At 42.7% G+C, this 16,984-nt stretch carries 17 protein-coding genes; 1 reads left to right on the top strand and 16 read right to left on the bottom strand.

The genetic code is table 11. The annotated features are described in order from the left end of the window. Window positions 1-1,277: 1,277 nt before the first annotated feature. From cas2 to budA, 9 genes are all read right to left on the bottom strand, one after another. Window positions 1,278-1,607 carry a CRISPR-associated endonuclease Cas2 gene (gene cas2 / locus JJN14_RS03855; RefSeq protein ID WP_049488617.1) on the bottom strand — a complete coding sequence of 110 codons (330 nt, stop codon included), beginning with the start codon at window positions 1,605-1,607 and terminating at the stop codon, window positions 1,278-1,280. After that, complete coding sequence (cas1, locus tag JJN14_RS03850) at window positions 1,607-2,614, bottom strand: CRISPR-associated endonuclease Cas1 (RefSeq protein ID WP_201058971.1); 1,008 nt, start codon at window positions 2,612-2,614, stop codon at window positions 1,607-1,609. The genes cas2 and cas1 overlap by 1 nt, the downstream gene beginning before the upstream one ends. A 132-nt stretch (window positions 2,615-2,746) precedes the next feature. Then, a complete protein-coding gene (locus JJN14_RS03845) occupies window positions 2,747-3,817 on the bottom strand; it encodes an ABC transporter substrate-binding protein (RefSeq protein WP_201058970.1) in 1,071 nt (356 codons plus the stop codon). Next, a complete protein-coding gene (locus tag JJN14_RS03840; protein ID WP_201058969.1) occupies window positions 3,814-4,587 on the bottom strand; it encodes an ABC transporter permease in 774 nt (257 codons plus the stop codon). The genes JJN14_RS03845 and JJN14_RS03840 overlap by 4 nt, the downstream gene beginning before the upstream one ends. Next, on the bottom strand, window positions 4,584-5,390 hold the full coding sequence (locus JJN14_RS03835) for an ABC transporter permease (RefSeq protein ID WP_000753801.1): 807 nt from the start codon (window positions 5,388-5,390) through the stop codon (window positions 4,584-4,586). Before JJN14_RS03835 ends, JJN14_RS03840 begins: the two co-directional genes overlap by 4 nt. Further along, window positions 5,371-6,528 (bottom strand): ABC transporter ATP-binding protein, encoded by a 1,158-nt coding sequence (locus tag JJN14_RS03830; protein WP_000742895.1) that lies wholly within the window; start codon window positions 6,526-6,528, stop codon window positions 5,371-5,373. Before JJN14_RS03830 ends, JJN14_RS03835 begins: the two co-directional genes overlap by 20 nt. A gap of 159 nt (window positions 6,529-6,687) precedes the next feature. Further along, a complete protein-coding gene (gene murB, locus JJN14_RS03825; RefSeq protein ID WP_201058968.1) occupies window positions 6,688-7,593 on the bottom strand; it encodes a UDP-N-acetylmuramate dehydrogenase in 906 nt (301 codons plus the stop codon). Between the two features lie 115 nt (window positions 7,594-7,708). Further along, entirely contained in the window at window positions 7,709-8,461 is a 753-nt protein-coding gene (locus JJN14_RS03820) for a YhfC family intramembrane metalloprotease (RefSeq protein ID WP_201058967.1), read from the bottom strand. Between the two features lie 9 nt (window positions 8,462-8,470). Further along, window positions 8,471-9,202 (bottom strand): acetolactate decarboxylase, encoded by a 732-nt coding sequence (gene budA, locus JJN14_RS03815; RefSeq protein ID WP_000360314.1) that lies wholly within the window; start codon window positions 9,200-9,202, stop codon window positions 8,471-8,473. Between the two features lie 338 nt (window positions 9,203-9,540). Here budA and JJN14_RS03810 point away from each other — a divergent pair, with 338 nt between their 5' ends. Continuing rightward, window positions 9,541-10,812, top strand: coding sequence for a PLP-dependent aminotransferase family protein (locus tag JJN14_RS03810; RefSeq protein WP_201058966.1), 1,272 nt, complete (start codon window positions 9,541-9,543; stop codon window positions 10,810-10,812). 20 nt (window positions 10,813-10,832) lie between these two features. Here the strand turns inward: JJN14_RS03810 and JJN14_RS03805 are convergent, their stop codons facing one another. From JJN14_RS03805 to JJN14_RS03775, 7 genes are all read right to left on the bottom strand, one after another. Further along, window positions 10,833-11,648 (bottom strand): ABC transporter substrate-binding protein, encoded by an 816-nt coding sequence (locus tag JJN14_RS03805; protein ID WP_201058965.1) that lies wholly within the window; start codon window positions 11,646-11,648, stop codon window positions 10,833-10,835. A 158-nt stretch (window positions 11,649-11,806) separates the two neighbouring features. Continuing rightward, on the bottom strand, window positions 11,807-12,460 hold the full coding sequence (gene phoU, locus JJN14_RS03800; protein WP_049511562.1) for a phosphate signaling complex protein PhoU: 654 nt from the start codon (window positions 12,458-12,460) through the stop codon (window positions 11,807-11,809). Window positions 12,461-12,471: 11 nt separating this feature from the next. After that, entirely contained in the window at window positions 12,472-13,230 is a 759-nt protein-coding gene (gene pstB, locus JJN14_RS03795) for a phosphate ABC transporter ATP-binding protein PstB (RefSeq protein WP_176139547.1), read from the bottom strand. 12 nt (window positions 13,231-13,242) lie between these two features. Further along, the gene (gene pstB / locus JJN14_RS03790; protein ID WP_020900241.1) at window positions 13,243-14,046 is read right to left on the bottom strand and encodes a phosphate ABC transporter ATP-binding protein PstB; all 804 of its coding nucleotides are present in this window, start codon (window positions 14,044-14,046) and stop codon (window positions 13,243-13,245) included. Window positions 14,047-14,056: 10 nt separating this feature from the next. After that, window positions 14,057-14,941: a phosphate ABC transporter permease PstA gene (pstA, locus tag JJN14_RS03785; protein WP_201058964.1), complete on the bottom strand. Its 885-nt coding sequence runs from the start codon at window positions 14,939-14,941 to the stop codon at window positions 14,057-14,059. Beyond that, on the bottom strand, window positions 14,931-15,848 hold the full coding sequence (gene pstC, locus JJN14_RS03780) for a phosphate ABC transporter permease subunit PstC (protein ID WP_001070903.1): 918 nt from the start codon (window positions 15,846-15,848) through the stop codon (window positions 14,931-14,933). Before pstC ends, pstA begins: the two co-directional genes overlap by 11 nt. Continuing rightward, complete coding sequence (locus tag JJN14_RS03775; RefSeq protein WP_201058963.1) at window positions 15,848-16,726, bottom strand: phosphate ABC transporter substrate-binding protein PstS family protein; 879 nt, start codon at window positions 16,724-16,726, stop codon at window positions 15,848-15,850. Before JJN14_RS03775 ends, pstC begins: the two co-directional genes overlap by 1 nt. Window positions 16,727-16,984: the final 258 nt, after the last annotated feature.

Genomic DNA, 16,984 nt, shown 5'->3' with positions numbered 1-16,984 from the left:
TGATTCCAAAATTTAGAGCGTGGTTTCCGGCCCCTTGCGGGGTGAATAGGTTGTTCTACAAGAAATATGGCACTTACAGATACACATGTTCTTGGAGCATTTCCGGCCCCTCCCGAGGTAAGAAGATTTCTATACTTTTCAGTACCACGGTATTAAAGGAATGCGGTGGGGATTTCCGGCCCCTCTCGAGGTGGATAGGTTCTTATACAAACCGGCAAATCAATTGCTCACTACATCCAAAACAACAAGGGGTTTCCGTCCCCTCTCGAGGTAGATAGGTTCTTATACTGAAATTTGAAGAACTAACAGAATTGTTGACCAAAGTTTCCGTCCCCTCTCGAGGTAGATAGATAGCTATACGATAAAGGTGAGACTTTCGAACAAGCAATCAGTTATCCAGCATTTCCGGCCCCTCGCGAGGTGATTAGGGTGGTTTACTTACGCAAAACCTGAATTTAATTGGGAACAAATGAGTTTCCGGCCCCTCTCGAGGTAGATAGGTTCTTATACCCAATTTTCTTTATCGGTTTCGTACTTGGATTGATTGCGTTTCCGTCCCCTCTCGAGGTGGATAGGTTCTTTTCTTATACACAAACCAAAAACAATTAAAGCCGGACTCGTTGTAGGGTTTCCGTCCCCTCTCGAGGTGGATAGGTTCTTATACGACTACATATGACATCTGCAATTCAGGTGATTACACTGTTTCCGGCCCCTCGCGAGGTGATTAGGGTGGTTTACTTACGCAAAACCTGAATTTAATTGGGAACAAATAAGTTTACGTCCCCTCTCGAGGTAGATAGGTATCTATACGGATGGTGGTGGGAGGAGTCTGATGGCTCTTATCCGTTTCCGGCCCCTCGCGAGGTAGATAGGTTCTTATACCAAACGACAATGACAATGTTGTTTTTGGGACTTATAAGTTTCCGTCCCCTCTCGAGGTGGATAGGTTCTTATACCGTTCGATCCCTGGATTTGAAGAAAGTGACTCTCCGACTCAGTTTCCGTCCCCTCTCGAGGTAGATAGGTTCTTATACCTGACAAAAAATACCAAGATACCGAGTTAAATAAGTTTCCGGCCCCTCTCGAGGTGGATAGGTTCTTATACTGTTGGAGCTCAAGGAGGAGTTATATTCCCAGTTGACTATAAGTTTCCGTCCCCTCTCGAGGTGGATAGGTTCTTATACCCCATATTTTGTGGTTGGATTTAAAAACAAACACAAGATATAACCTATTTGGAAACTAATTATAGTATACCATAAATTGTAAGAGTTTTCACATCAAAAAAACAAACAATCTGCATCTTCTAGCTCTCTATCATCGGTATTCAAACGAATAGTCTCTTCTCGATTCCCAACATAGACAATAATATTATCAAATTCGCTAGGATCATAAAAATATTCCAATTCTCGAATCAAGACTTGATAACTAGCCTTCTCTAGGTCAACCTCAAAACAAGAGCGTTGGACTCTCATCCCAAATCCTTCTAACAATTTAGCTAATCGTAATCTTCTTTTATTGCTAATAATATCGTAGATTATCAGACAAAAGAGGGATTTCTTTTTAGCAAATTCCTTTTCTTCTCCTGATAAATGATAATATAATCCCATCACTCTTCTCCTGTATAGGCTGTTACATACAAATGACTATCCTGCTGTTCAAAAGCCCGAATCAAGCGCTTAATCTGCTGGTCAGTCGTGTAAAAGAAAGAATAGCGCTTTTTATCCAGCTCGATATACTGATGTATCTCTAGCATCCTCTCTCTCATAGCTAGAAGAAATACTTTCCTTCCCTCATCTTTTAAAATAAAAGTACCATCAGCCTTTGTTTCAAAATGCTCATCTTTTAAACTCTCTTCCAAAATCAATTGCATGATCGTATTGTCTACAATGACTGGTCTCCACTCCTCCATCAAATCGCTCGCAAGACAAGCGTGATGACCATGGCTCTGATGTAGGATACCAAATCCATAACTTAAGCCATTTTTCCGTATCAAACCCAAAAAGCAGGAATAAAGAATGGTGTAACCAAAATTAAGCAAACAGTTGAAACAATCCTCAGCAGGACGCGTTCTACGACCATGAAAACGAAAAGAATCCGGTACTAGTAAGCTCAGATAGTAAAAATAAGATTTCGCAATACGACCTTCATACCCCATTATCTGCGAGATGGACTCTGCCTCCTTTATTTTCTGAAGGGTTAAATGAAAACGTCCAAATTCATCTACTGACAAGATTCCATCTTGATTATAGCTTTTCAACAAGGAAAGTTGATGCTTAACTTTAGCAGATACGATTTCCTTTGAAAGAACTAGACAAAAGTCTTGGCCTAGGCAAGCCCTGACTTGTTTCTCTTGCTTATCAAAGTCTTCTTGACGATAAGAATCTAAACAAGCCAAAAATTTACCCTCGCTAGAAAAATAGTAGACATTAATATTCTCCCTTGCTAAAGCTCTCAATAATTGCGTACTTATTTGAGCCTGACCAAAAATTAAAAGATTGTCGACAAGGTAGATGGATACTTCTCTCTCGATTTCTCGCTGACTATTTTTTATGATGATTTTCTGATTGGATAGACCTAAAAAATAGTCCGATTTTTGTACAAATAAATCACTCATCTATCACTTTCCCTCCTCAAATCATAAAGGATACTAGTCTATCACTTTTCAAAAAATTGTCAACTATTTTTTGTACTTTTTTAAAAGAAAAAACGAACCAGCTTGACTGATTCGTTTTCTTACGTTTATCTCCTACTTCCGATACATTTTAAACTGTAGGAAGAGGTCGCTATATTTTCCTGTCCATTTATGGTCAAATTTCTCATAAACTTCTAGGTGTTTCATGGTTTCAGCATCTGGATAGAAGGCCTTGTCTTCTTTTTTCTCCTCTGGGAGTAATTCCTTAGCTGGTAGGTTTGGTGTTGAATAGCCGACATACTCTGCATTTTTGAGGGCATTTTCGGGTTTCAACATAAAGTTGATAAAGGCATAGGCTGCATCTTGGTTTTTGACTGTTTTGGGAATGACCATATTGTCAAACCAAAGGTTGCTGGCCTCAGTCGGAACCACATAGCGTAGATTTTCATTTTTTTCTAACATTTGGCTGGCTTCACCAGAGAAGGTCACACCGATAGCAGCGTTGTTCTGAATCATGTATCCCTTCATCTCGTCGGCAACGATAGCCTTGATATTTGGAGTCAATTTATAGAGCTTATCCACTGTTTCTCCCAACTGCTGGGTATCCTTGGAGTTGAGGCTGTAACCAAGCGAGTTAAGCCCGAGTCCCAATACCTCACGCGCCCCATCAAAGAGCATGATAGAGTTCTTATACTCTGGTTTCCAAAGGTCATCCCAATGCTCAGGCGCCTCATCTACCATGGTTTCATTGTAGACAATTCCCAAGGTACCCCAGAAGTAAGGGATGGAGAATTTATTGCCTGGGTCAAAGGACTGGTTGAGGAACTCTGGTCCGATATTTTCAAGACCTTCAAGTTTTGAATAATCAAGTGGTACCAAGAGGTCTTCGTCCTTCATCTTGTTAATCATGTATTCACTAGGAATGGCAATATCGTAGGTCGTTCCACCCTGCTTGATCTTGGTGTACATGGCTTCGTTGGAGTCAAAGGTCTCGTACTGGACTTGGATGCCTGTTTCTTCTGTGAACTGAGTCAGGAGTTCAGGATCGATATAGTCACCCCAGTTGTAGATAACCAGTTTTTGACTATCTCGGCTATTGATTTTACTATCGAGATGCGTCGCAATTCCCCACAAGACCAGGATAATCGCTGCAATTCCTGCTAAAAATGAATAGAGTTTTTTCATGCTTGCTCCTCCTTCTCACGTGAGATAAAGTAATAGCCAACAACTAGGATAATACTAAAGAGAAAGACAAGGGCAGACAGGGCATTGATTTCAAGCGAAATCCCTTTACGAGCACGAGAGTAAATTTCGACTGACAGGGTTGAAAAGCCATTTCCCGTTACGAAGAAGGTCACGGCAAAGTCATCTAGCGAATAGGTGAAGGCCATGAAATAACCAGCAATGATAGACGGAGTCAGGTAAGGAAGCATAATTTCCTTGAACATCTGAAATTGACTGGCACCAAGGTCATAGGCCGCATGAATCATATCGCCGTTCATTTCCTTGAGACGTGGCAAGACCATTAATACCACGATAGGAATGGAGAAGGCCACATGACTAGATAGAACGGTCACAAAGCCAAGTGAAAACTTGAGTTGAGTAAAGAGAATCAAGAAGCTGGCACCAATCATAACGTCAGGCGCAACCATGAGGATATTATTGAGTGAAAGAAAGGCTTCTTGGTATTTCTTACGAGACTGGTAAATGTAAATAGCTCCAAAAGTCCCGATAATGGTCGCAATCAAGGCTGACAGGAAGGCCAAGAAAAAGGTCTGAGTCACAATCAACATAAGGCGACCATCGCCAAACATGGTTTTAAAATGGCTCAAGCTAAAGCCTGTAAAGCTATTCATGTCATTGCCTGCATTAAAGGCGTAGCCAATCAAGTAAAAAATCGGCAGGTAGAGGACAAGAAAGACCAGTCCCAGATAAAGGTTGGCAAATTTTTTCATCGTTCTCTCCTTTCCTTGGTCACCCACATGGTGATGAACATGGTCAGAATGAGAATCACACCGATGGTTGAACCCATACCGTAGTTGTCATTGGTTAGGAAATTCTGCTCAATGGCTGTCCCCAAGGTGATAACGCGGTTCCCACCAATCAAACGGGTCAGCATGAAGAGACTCAAGCTTGGGATAAAGACGGATTGAACTCCACTTCGCACGCCGTTCATAGACAGAGGGAAGATGACATGACGGAAAGTCTCCCACTTGGTCGCACCGAGGTCATAGCTGGCATTGATGAGGTTGTTATCCATATCGTCCAAGACATTGAAAATGGGCAAAATCATAAAGGGAAGCTCGATGTAGCTTGCGACAAAAATAAAGGAGAAATCAGTAAAGAGCAACTGTTGCGAACCGATTCCGATAAATTCCAAAAATTGGTTAATAGAGCCATTTTGACCAAAAATTCCGATAAAGGCATAGGCCTTGAGGAGCAAATTGATCCAAGTTGGCAGGATAATAAGCATGAGCCAGAGTTGACGGTGCTTGAGACGGGTCAAAAAGAGGGCTGTTGGATAGCTGATAAGGAGGGTTACAAAGGTCACAATTCCTGCATAGAGTACAGAGTTGAAACTCATTTTTAGATAGGTCAAGTTTTGTGACGCAAAGTAGGATTTGTAATTTTCTAAACTGAACTGGCCTTCGATGTTGAAAAAGGATTGACCGAAAATCAAGACCAAGGGTGCCAATACAAAGAGGGCAATCCAGAGCATGTAGGGCACTACAAAGAGTTTAGAGCTTGTTTTCTTCATCTCTTTCCTCCTCGATTGCATTGATCAGACCTGCTTCTTGCTCTTCAATTTCCACGTATTCTTCGATACGAGCATCGAACTCTTCTTCGGTTTCGTTGAGACGCATGATGTGGATATCTTCTGGCTCAAAGTCCAAACCGATTTCCTCACCCACGATGGCCTTACGAGTCGAGTGGATCATCCATTCATTTCCAAGTTCATCATAGGCGATAATTTCATAGTGCACCCCACGGAAGAGCTGGGTATCGACCTTAACTTGGAGCTTGCCTTCTTCAGGAAGGGTAATGCGCAAGTCCTCTGGACGAATCACGACTTCAACAGGTTCATTTGGCTTCATCCCTCCATCGACCGCTTCGAAGCGTTTGCCGTTAAACTCAACCAAGTAGTCCTCAATCATGGTTCCTGGCAAGATATTTGACTCACCGATAAAGGTGGCAACAAAGTGGTTGATCGGCTCATCGTAGATGTCCACAGGAGTTCCAGACTGGACAATCTCACCATCATTCATAACGAAAATCCAGTCACTCATGGCAAGTGCTTCTTCCTGATCGTGAGTGACAAAAACAAAGGTAATACCCAATCGTTGTTGCAGTTCACGCAGTTCGTACTGCATGTCTGTTCTTAATTTCAAGTCCAACGCTGACAAAGGCTCGTCCAACAAAACCACACGGGGTTGGTTGATGATGGCACGGGCAATAGCCACACGCTGACGTTGTCCTCCAGAAAGTTTACGAATGGAACGTTTTTCATACCCTTCCAACTGAACCATCTTGAGAACTTCCGCTACGCGTTTCTCGATTTCTTTCTTGTCAATCTTGCGCAAGCGGAGCGGAAAAGCAACATTTTCAAACACATTCATATGTGGAAACAAGGCATAGGATTGGAAGACCGTATGGACGTCTCGCTTGTTGGTTGGGATATCATTGATACGGACACCATCCAGTAAAATATCTCCTGTCGTCGCATCCAATAAACCTGCAATGATGTTAAGGATAGTTGATTTCCCTGAACCAGATGCGCCTAAAAGGGTGTAGAATTTCCCTTCTTCCAACTCAAAGTTGATGTCTTTGAGAACCTTGGTGTTGCTGTCTTCAAAAACTTTAGAGACGTTTTTGAATTCAATAATTGGTTTTTTCAATTGTCATTTATTCCTTCTTTTTCATAGATTAACAGATCCGGGCTCTGTCAGGCCGCTACTACCTCGTGTAGGAGATTGAACTGCCTACATTCTTCTGCACTGACGATAGGCTTTCACCCCCTTTCCATGACATAGCAGCAGCTTTTTAGCCAAAGCTTCCTACTTGCTTTCACCTAAAATACGGACTTCTCTCTCAAGAGTAACGCCAGAGTGTTCCTTGACTTTTTCGATAACAGACTCAATCAAGTCCTCGTAGTCTTTAGCCGTTCCGTCTGCGACATTGATCATAAATCCTGCGTGCTTTTCAGATACTTCAACACCACCGATACGATAGCCTTTCAAGCCAGCTTCTGAAATTAATTGACCTGCAAAATGACCTACTGGACGCTTAAAGACCGAACCACAAGATGGATATTCTAAAGGTTGCTTGAGTTCACGTAGATGCGTCAAACGATCCATTTCTTGCTTGATAACCTGATGGCTTCCTGGAGCAAGGGCAAATTTAGCTGACAAGACAACTGCACCAGACTCCTGAATAGCTGAATGGCGGTAACCAAATGACAAGTCCTTGGCAGACAGAGTCTCGATTTCTCCATCCTTGGTCAAGACCTTACAAGACTGCAAGATGTGGGCAATCTCGCCACCATAGGCACCCGCATTCATAAAGACAGCACCACCGACACTCCCAGGAATGCCACAAGCAAACTCAAAGCCAGTTAAACTATGACGGAGGGCAATGCGAGTTGTTTCAATCAAGTTAGCTCCAGCTTCTGCCTCGATGGTATAGCCATCAACGGAAACGTTATTGAGCTTGTCACACAAGATGACAAATCCACGAATCCCACCATCACGAACGATGATGTTGCTGGCATTCCCAAGAACCATCCAAGGGATATTTTCTTGATTGGCAAATTTAACAACGCGAGCCAACTCAAAACGATTTCGTGGAAAAACCAGATAGTCAGCCTCTCCACCTACTTTTGTATAACTATAGCTATGCAAAGGTTCCTTAAAACGGATATCAATCCCTTCTAAGATTTCAAGCATTTTTTCTTTTACTGACATGTCACTCTTCCTTTTTCAAAATTCATTCCATTATACCATTTTTAAGACCATTTGACGACCCTAAAAAAATCTCGTTTGGTTTTTGCATAAGAAAAAGAGGTCTCCCCCTTCTTTCTTATGATTTTTTGCAAAAGATAGCCTTGGTTCCATAGGCGACTAGAACAAGTTCAAGTGCTAGGACAACTTCAACCAAGACAGGATTTGTCAGCCAGCCAACTTGAGCAAGAGATGGTGCCAGGTCAAAGAAGGCATGGAGTCCATAAGCCGCTAGGAGATATGTCCATTTCTTCTGGCGAACAGCTTGGTAAACCCAAACGGTCAACAGCAATTGGAATCCTAGAGCCAAAATCCGTTCAAAACCAAGCAAATAAATCTGCCAGACAGACAGCGACTGAATGGTTTTCAACATATTTTCAGACAGCAATTGCATGACCTGTGGATTCTGAGTTTGAACTGCTGAGAGAACAATGTAGAGATTAATCAAACTAGTAAGGCCCAGGAAAATCAATTCCAAACCACCATGACCTAACCCATAAGCCAAGGCGTCTGCCTTGTCCAAACTTCTCTTTTTCTCCAACCATTTGAAGAAAACAAGACGAGCAGTTTCCTCAAAAAAGGCTGCCATGGCTATGCCATAGATGATATAGACAAGTGGATGATCTTGCAAGAGGGCAATACTACCGTCTTTTTGAGGATGTAAAACCAAGATATGCACCAGTTTTTCTAAAATCTGTGAAGAGACAAAGAAGGCGACAGCCCCCAAGCCCAAAACAGCTAGATTAATCTGGTATTTCTTTTTGGTATACCAAATGCTTCCTAGCAAGAAAGCCAGTAACAGCACCATAGTAATGATAATATGAATGGTCATTTTCTTCTCCTATTCTGCCTTTTCAATATCTTTTTTCATCTCGTCAACATTGAACTTAGCAAACAAGTATTGACGATCTTGGACTGGGAACCGTTGGTCTAATTGGTCAACTGCTCCTACCTCGATGATCCCTTCCTTGATAACAAAGTCCATGACATGTCCACCGAAGGTCAAGTCATCTGAGATGAAGTGGAGATGGTAGCCTGCCACACTGACCCCGTGGAAAATTTCTGGGGTCCAGAAACCAACGATGGTTCCTGCCACATTGTCGCGACTATATTCAGGCTGATGGGTTGCAACCTCAGCAAACTTGGTATCTGGTGTCGACTTGGGAATCATGCGCACATGCATATGCGAAAATTCCCCACGAATCTTGATAGAGCGGAAAAGATTTTCCCCATCATAATAAGACTCGATTCGTTCTTCCAATTCCTTGTCTGTCATCTCAAAGCGCTGGCGGAAAATAACCTCTGCTTGATGCGGTACCACTGCAGCGTAAGGAATAAGGGCATCTGGTGACACTTCTACAATTTCTGGTTGCTCTCCTGAGCCTTTGGCCTGATAAGCCTTGCCATCCAAGACAATCAATTCCCCATCAATAGAATCCAAGGTCCCCAAACCAAGGTCACCATGCTCTAGTAATTCTCCTACTGTCATGGTCCCACCATAAAGGCCAGCCATCAAGGCTCCAAGGGTATTGTATTGAAATAATTTCACTGGTTCCTGCACGTTCTTATCCATTCTCTTTCTTGTCTATTATACTCAATGAAAATCAAAGAGCAAACTAGGAATCGAGCCGCAGGTTGCCCAAAGCACTGCTTTGAGGTTGTAGATAAGACTGACGAAGTCAGCTCAAAACACTGTTTTGAGGTTGTGGATAGAACTGACGAAGTCAGTAACCATATCTACGGCAAGGCGAAGCTGACGTGGTTTGAAGAGATTTTCAAAGAGTATTATTCTATAAATGTTACTCCTAAGTATACCACATTTACCCCTAGATGTGAACGAGAGAAACACTCTAGACATTGCCAAGAAGGAAAAAAAAGGGTACAATGTAACAAAATCAAGGGAGGTCTGGAATGAAGAAACAAAGCAAGTACCAAGAGGTCGTAGCTTATCTGAAAAATAGTATCGAGTCTGGACGTTTTCCGACGGGAAGCCGCCTGCCTTCTATCCGTCAACTAAGCCTTGACTTTCACTGTAGCAAGGATACTGTCCAACGAGCCCTGCTGGAATTACGGCACGAACAATACCTCTATGCTAAGCCCCAGAGTGGCTACTATGTCCTAGAACAAGGGCAACACCAGGACCTAGAAATTGAGGTTACAGACGAACATGCCAGCGCCTACGACGATTTTCGACTCTGTGTCAATGAAACCTTGATTGGCCGAGAAAACTACCTCTTCAACTATTATGACAACCAAGAAGGTTTAGAAGACCTAAGACAGTCCATTCACCAACTCCTCTTTGACCAAGCCCTCTACTGCAAGGCTGACCAACTGGTACTGACTTCTGGAACCCAACAAGCCCTTTTTATCCTCTCTCAAATTTCCTTTCCTAGCCAAGCCAAGGAAATCTTGGTGGAACAGCCGACCTACCATCGAATGAATCGCCTCTTGATTGCTCAGGGCTTGGACTATCAAACGATTGAACGAGGCATTGATGGGATTGACTTGGAGGAGCTGGAAGGCCATTTCAAGACAGGAAAAATTAAGTTTTTCTATACCATTCCTCGATTTCACTATCCTCTGGGACATTCCTATTCTGATCAAGACAAACGAGCTATTCTTGACCTAGCTACCAAGTATGGAGTCTATATCGTAGAGGATGACTATCTGGGAGATTTGGACTCTAAAAAGGGCCAAACCTTCCACTACCTAGATACAGAGGAGAGGGTCATTTACATCAAGTCCTTCTCAACCAGCCTCTTTCCAGCCCTACGGATCACGGCACTCATTCTGCCAAATGCTATCAAGGAAGCCTTTGTGGCCTACAAAAATATCCTAGACTACGACAGCAACCTCATCATGCAAAAGGCTTTATCACTCTATATCGACAGTCAACTGTTTGAGAAAAACCGTCTGGCTCGCTTGGCCAATCAGGAAGCTTACCAGAAGCAAATCGAGAAAAGGTTAACTAAAACACCTTGTCCCCTTCTTCATTTCCCTCTTCACGATGGTTTATTACTAGACTTGCGACAGTATCCTAAAATTGCCAGTCTCAAACACAGTCAACTGGGCTTGGACTTCTTTGAAAAGGCTTACTTGGGTGCTTGCCCTTATCAATTTGCCAAGGTGTCCTTAGACAATCTGGAAAATGTTTTAAACTATTTAAAAGCAGAATTGGAATGACTTCCAACTCTGCTTTTTTCTTATTCTTCAACTTCTGTTAGGCTTGCTGCTTTTTCAAGATAGCTTTGGTAAGTTCCTTCATCCTTGAGTTTTTGGATGACTTTGTCCACCACTTCTTTCAAATCAGCACTATTTTTTCTAAGGGCAACTGCATTGGCTTCGCCGTCCTTCATTTTCAAGCTAACAGTTGCGACAGCTAGGTCTGCATTTTTAGCAGCATAGCTAAGGGCAACAGGCTCATCCATGTGAACAGCATCTACTTTTCCAGCTTGCAATTCATTGACAGCTTCACCCATATTGGTTAGGGAAGTCAATTGAGCTTTTGGCAATTGTTCCTTGACCATTGATTCTGGAACAGTTCCTTTTTGGGCTGCAATATTAGCACTTTCAAGGCTAGTTAAATCCTTGTATTTTTCTACATCGGCCTTACGAACCAAGAAACTAATCTTGTTTTCATAGTAAGGGATTGAAAAATCAAAGACTTCTTTTCTCTCATCAGTAGCGCTAATTCCTGCGACAGCTAGGTCAGCCTTACCAGTTTGAAGACTAGTCAAGACATTATCAAAACTCATGCTTGAAATTTCCAACTTCACCCCAAGTTCATCAGCGATAGCTTGGGCCATATCAATGTCCGCACCAACTATCTGATTTTTCCCGTCAACCAAGGCTTGGAATTCAAAAGGTGCATAATCAGGACTAGTCGCCACAACTAATTTCCCCTTTTGCTTAATGGCCTCAACAGCTGACTGAGAACCATTAGAACCCGACTGGCAAGCCACTAAGAAGAAACTTGCAAGAAAGCTACATAAAACAAATATCCATTTTTTCGATTTCATAAATAAACAACCTCTCTGTTAATTTTGTATAATTATAACGCTATCCAAGTTGCTTGTCAAGTGTTTTTTTGAATTTTTATCTTAAAAATATTTTTTTCATTCAATAAAAGGAGCTATCGGTCGACTTCAAGCTCCTTTTTATACAGATTGAACCTATTTTATAGTTCGACAATCTTACCTGTTTCAAAGTAAACAACCCATTCACAGATATTTTTGGCATAGTCTCCAATGCGTTCCAAGAAGGCAATCACTTGGAAATAATCACGACCTGTAACGATGGCATCAGGATTTTTCTTGATTTCTTCTGTAGCCAAGTCACGAATGCTATCAAAGTAATGGTTGATTTTTTCGTCCATGGCTGCTACTTCATAGGCCTGGTCTACTGACGCATTGAGATAGAGATCAAGGGCTGCTTCGACGAAGTTTTTGACATCGCGACCCATTCTCTTGATTTCTTCTTCAACAGCTGGGATGCGTTGCTCCCCTTTCATACGAATTGCTGCCTTGGCAATAGAAACAGCATGGTCACCCATACGTTCTAAGTCAGATACAGCCTTCAAGACGGTTAGAACTGTACGCAAGTCCTGAGAAACGGGTTGTTGGAGGGCAATCATTTCAAATGATTTCTTCTCCAGTTTCACTTCGTATTCATTTACTTCTGCATCGTCTTCGATAACTTCTTTGGCCAAATCACGGTCATGCGTGACAAAGGCACGCACTGTACGATTGATTTGGGATAGCACTTCCTGTCCCATAGCGTAGAACTGGTTGTGCAATTTCTCTAAATCTTCTTCAAATTGAGAACGTAACATCATTTATCTCCTTATCCAAATTTTCCTGAAATATAATCTTCTGTTTCCTTGTGTTGTGGGTTGAGGAACATCTTCTTGGTATCGTTAAACTCGACCAAATCTCCATCAAGGAAAAATCCTGTCTTGTCAGAGATACGAGAGGCTTGTTGCATAGAACGTGTAACCAAGAGCATGGTGTATTTATCTTTTAGGCCATACAAGGTTTCCTCAATCTTCCCAGCAGAGATAGGGTCCAAGGCTGAAGTCGGTTCATCCAAGAGAATGATTTTAGGACTGGTTGCCAAGACACGGGCAACACAGACACGTTGCTGTTGTCCACCTGAAAGCCCGATAGCTGAATCATGCAGACGGTCCTTGACCTCATCCCAGATAGAAGCACGCTGCAATGCTTTTTCCACTGCTTCATCCAGAACTTGCTTGTCCTTCACTCCATTGATACGAAGCCCATAGACAACATTTTCGTAGATAGACATAGGGAAAGGGTTTGGCTGTTGGAAGACCATACCGATTTCCTTTCGCAATTCAACTGTATCTGTACGTGGGCTGTAGATATTGTGGCCGTTGTAAACCACTGAACCAGTTGTAGTAACCTCTGGATTGAGATCCCCCATGCGGTTAATAGCTTTGAGAAGGGTTGACTTCCCTGATCCAGATGGACCAATCAAGGCTGTAATTTCCTTAGGTTGGAAAGAGAGGGAAACACTATTCAAGGCCTTCTTTTGATTGTAGTAAACGGACAGGTCTGATACCTGCAAAATCGCTTCTGTCATACTGTTTCCTTTCTATCCAAAGTGTCCTGTTACATAGTCATTGGTTGACTGTAGTTTGGCATTTTGGAAAATATTAGACGTCTTATCATACTCAATCAAGTCACCTAAGTAGAAAAATCCTGTATAGTCACTAGCACGCGCAGCCTGCTGCATACTGTGGGTCACGATAATGATGGTAAAGTCCTTCTTCAATTCCAGCATGGTTTCTTCCAGCTGGGCTGTCGCAATCGGATCCAAGGCAGACGCAGGCTCATCCATCAAGAGGATATCTGGTTTAACAGAAATGGCACGAGCGATACAGAGACGTTGCTGCTGACCACCTGATAGGGTCAAGGCTGACTTGTGCAAATCGTCTTTTACCTGGTCCCAAAGGGCAGCTTGACGAAGAGAAGTTTCTACAATTTCATCCAAGACTTGCTTGTCCTTGACTCCTGCACGTTCATGGGCAAAAGTGATATTGCGGTAGATAGACTTGGCAAAAGGATTTGGTCGTTGGAAGACCATTCCAATATGCTTACGCATCTCATAAACATTGATTTCTGGACGGTTAACATCAATCCCTTGATAGAGGATTTGACCTGTGACCTTAGCAATATCAATCGTATCATTCATACGATTGAGACTGCGGAGGTAGGTTGATTTTCCTGATCCAGATGGGCCAATTAAGGCTGTAATTTTATTTTTTTCAAATTGCATATCGATGCCCTTGATGGATTCTTTTTTACCGTAGTAAACATGTAAATCCTTAGTAGAGAGGGCCACTTTCTCTTCAGGAAAGGTGATGATATGCTTTTCATCCCAATTATATTTTGACATGGCTTCTCCTTTAGGCAGCGGTTAATTTCTTATGTAGGTAGCTTCCGAGTTTGCGGGCTCCAAAGTTAAAGATGAGGATAAAGATGAGGAGCACGGCGGCAGAACCTGCTGATACGATAGTTCCATCTGGAATAGTTCCTTCACTATTGACTTTCCAGATGTGAACAGCCAAGGTTTCTGCTTGACGGAAGATAGAGATTGGGCTAGTCACACTGAGAATGTTCCAGTTAGACCAGTCTAGGGCTGGAGCGGATTGTCCTGCTGTATAGATCAGAGCAGCAGCCTCACCAAAGATACGACCAGAGGCCAAGACGACCCCAGTCACAATACCTGGAAGAGCTTCTGGAATGACCACATGGACCACAGTCTCCCAACGAGAAATCCCAAGAGCCAGACCAGCCTCACGTTGCGTATGGTGAACATGTTTCAAGCTGTCTTCAACATTACGAGTCATCTGAGGCAGGTTAAAGACTGTCAAGGCCAAGGCACCTGAAATGATTGAAAATCCATACTCAAACTGAACTACAAAGATTAAGTAACCAAAGAGACCCACAACCACTGATGGCAGTGAAGACAAGATTTCAATACAGGTTCTGACAAAATTGGTTACAGGACCTTTTTTAGCATATTCAGCTAGGAAAATCCCAGCCCCCATAGATAAGGGAACAGAGATTATCAAGGTGATGACCAAAAGGAAGAAGGAATTATAGAGCTGAATTCCAATCCCTCCACCAGCTTGGTAAGAAGATGATTTACCAGTCAAGAAAGACCAAGAGATGTGGGGCAACCCACGAAGCAAGATATAAAGAATCAAGGATGCCAAGATGGCAACGATAATTCCTGCAATCGAGTAGAGGACAGCTGTTGCAATTTTATCTAATTTCTTAGCGTGCATAGTTTTTCTTTCCTCTTTCTTTCGTAATCAATTTAATCACACTGTTGAAGGCCAAACTCATCAAGAGCAAGACTAAGGCCAGTGACCAGAGAACGTTATTGTCAACTGTTCCCATAACGGTATTTCCGATACCCATGGTCAAAACAGAGGTCAAGGTCGCAGCAGGTGTTGTCAATGAAGTTGGAACAACGGCTGAGTTTCCGACCACCATCTGAATGGCCAAGGCTTCACCAAAGGCACGTGCCATCCCAAAGACCACTGCTGTGAAAATCCCTGAACGCGCCGCCTTTAAGGTCACGCGCCAGATGGTTTGCCAACGAGTGGCTCCCATAGCCAAACTAGCTTCGCGGTAGTGACGAGGCACCGCACGCAAGCTATCCGTTGTCATAAAGGTTACCGTCGGTAAAATCATGACAAAGAGAACGAAAATACCTGACAAAATCCCAAAACCAGTTCCACCAAAGACACTGCGGACAAAGGGAACTACGACTTGCAAACCAATAAATCCATACACAACTGAAGGAATCCCAACCAGCAATTCAATGGCTGGTTGCAAGATTCTCGCACCTTTTGGTGAGACTTCGGTCATAAAGACTGCCGCACCAATGGCAAAAGGAGTTGCGATAAGAGCTGACAAGATTGTGACAATAAAGGAACCCAAAATCATAGGAAGGGCACCAAATTGTTTACCTGAAGGATTCCAAGTTTGTCCAAAGAGGAAATCAAAGATATTGACTCCATTGACAAAGAAGGTCGACAAACCTTTTTGGGCTACGAAGATCAAAATCATGGCCACAATAATGACAATCAAAGACAGACAGGCAAAGGTCAAGCCTTTTCCTAGTTTCTCTAGACGAGAGTTCTTTGAGGGAGAAAGTAATTTTTTAGCTAATTCTTCTTGATTCATTAGTGACTCCCTTCTAGTGCTGTTACCGTTCCTACAGCATCTTTTTCAACCTTCATTTCCTTGACAGAAATATAGCCCATTCCCTTAACGATTCCGCTTTGCGCTTCATCAGAGAGGACAAAGTTGAGGAATTCTGCCACCAATTCATTTGGTTGGCCTAGGGTGTACATGTGTTCATAAGACCACAAAGGCCAGTTATTAGTGGTAACATTTTCTGCAATCGGCTCATAGCCGTTCAACTTCATGCGTTTAACCGAGTCATCCACATAGGCAAAGGCTAGGTAAGAAATGGCTCCTGGTGTCTGGGAAACAATATTTTTGACCATCCCATTTGAATCCTGTTCTTGACTCTGAATGGCAGATTGTCCATCCATGATGACACTATCAAAGGTTGCACGCGAACCAGAACTTGCCGCACGGTTGATAATAGAAATGGCTAGGTCTTTCCCCCCAACCTCTTTCCAGTTGGTCACTTGACCTGTGAAGATGCTACGGAGTTGCTCAGTTGTCAGATTTTCAACATCAACTTCCTTGTTTACAATCACCGCCAAGCCCGCTACCGCAACCTTGTGGTCCACTAGAGCAGAAGCGTTGATACCGTCTTTTTCCTCGGCAAATACGTCTGAATTTCCTACATCAACGGCTCCAGATTGAACCTGAGACAGACCTGTACCAGATCCTCCACCTTGAACGTTAACTGTTTTTCCAACGTGCATAGAGCCAAATTCATCTGCTGCTGCTTCGACCAAGGGCTGAAGAGCCGTTGAGCCAACAGCTGTCATGGATTCTCCACGATCAATCCAGCTAGCACATCCCGCCAAAGAACCTGCTAGCAAAAGAGCTGCAAGGGATAGAGCGAGTTTTTTCCTTTTTTTCACTGTTTTTCTCCTTGAAAATAATGGTGAATGCTATGAATTTTTTCAACTATTTATTTATGTTTTTCTTTTGAAAATTGGGAGCCAACTAAAGTTCTTATACTCAATGAAAATCAAAGAGCAAACTAGGAAACTAGCCGCAGGCTGTACTTGAGTACGGCAAGGCGACGTTGACGCGGTTTGAAGAGATTTTCGAAGAGTATTAGCTTGGTTTAACTAGAAATTTGCTTAGTTACCGTTTCCACCAATTTTGACTTAAAA

The sequence above is a fragment of the Streptococcus mitis genome (genome assembly GCF_016658865.1).
Lineage (GTDB): Bacteria > Bacillota > Bacilli > Lactobacillales > Streptococcaceae > Streptococcus > Streptococcus mitis_BT.
This window is presented reverse-complemented; position numbering and strand designations above follow the sequence as displayed.